1 protein-coding gene is annotated in these 629 nt (G+C 58.7%); it reads left to right on the forward strand.

Going from position 1 to position 629, the window contains the following annotated elements; translation table 11 throughout:
* Nucleotides 1-629, forward strand: a 629-nt coding sequence (locus OUO13_RS14310) for an electron transfer flavoprotein subunit alpha/FixB family protein (protein ID WP_283174585.1), incomplete at both ends; no start/stop codon positions are given.

The following is a 629-nucleotide window of genomic DNA, read 5'->3' on the forward strand; positions in this document are numbered from 1 at the left end:
ACCATTCTGGTAATTGCTGAACACGACAACAGCACTCTGAAAGCCGCCACCCTGAACACTCTGGCTGCAGCCAGCAAGATCGGTGGTGACGTACACGTACTGGTCGCCGGTAAAGACTGTGGCGCGGTAGCCTCTGCTGCCGCGGCAGCCGCTGGTGTTGCCAAGGTTCTGGTTGCTGACGCTGCCATCTACGAACACCAGCTGGGTGAAGTGATGGGCGATCTGGTCGCTGAACTGGGCAAAGGCTACAGCCACATCCTGGCACCAGCCACCACTACTGGTAAGGACTTCCTGCCACGTACCGCTGCCCTGCTGGACGTGAACATGCTGTCCGACGTGATTGAAGTAGTGTCGGCTGACACCTTCTCCCGTCCGATTTACGCCGGTAACGCCATTGCGACCTATCAGACTGCTGATGCCATCAAGGTGCTGACCGTTCGTACCACTGCATTTGACGCCGTTGCTGCCACTGGCGGCGCTGCGGCCGTTGAAGCCGTTGGCTTTGCCTCCGGTTACACCAAGGCAGCCTTCGGTGGTGAAGAGCTGGCCAAGTCTGACCGTCCAGAACTGACTTCCGCTGCCATCGTGGTATCCGGTGGTCGTGGTATGGGCAACGGTGAGAACTTCAA

Source organism: Parathalassolituus penaei (assembly GCF_026626885.1).
In the GTDB taxonomy this organism is placed as follows: domain Bacteria; phylum Pseudomonadota; class Gammaproteobacteria; order Pseudomonadales; family Oceanobacteraceae; genus Oceanobacter; species Oceanobacter penaei.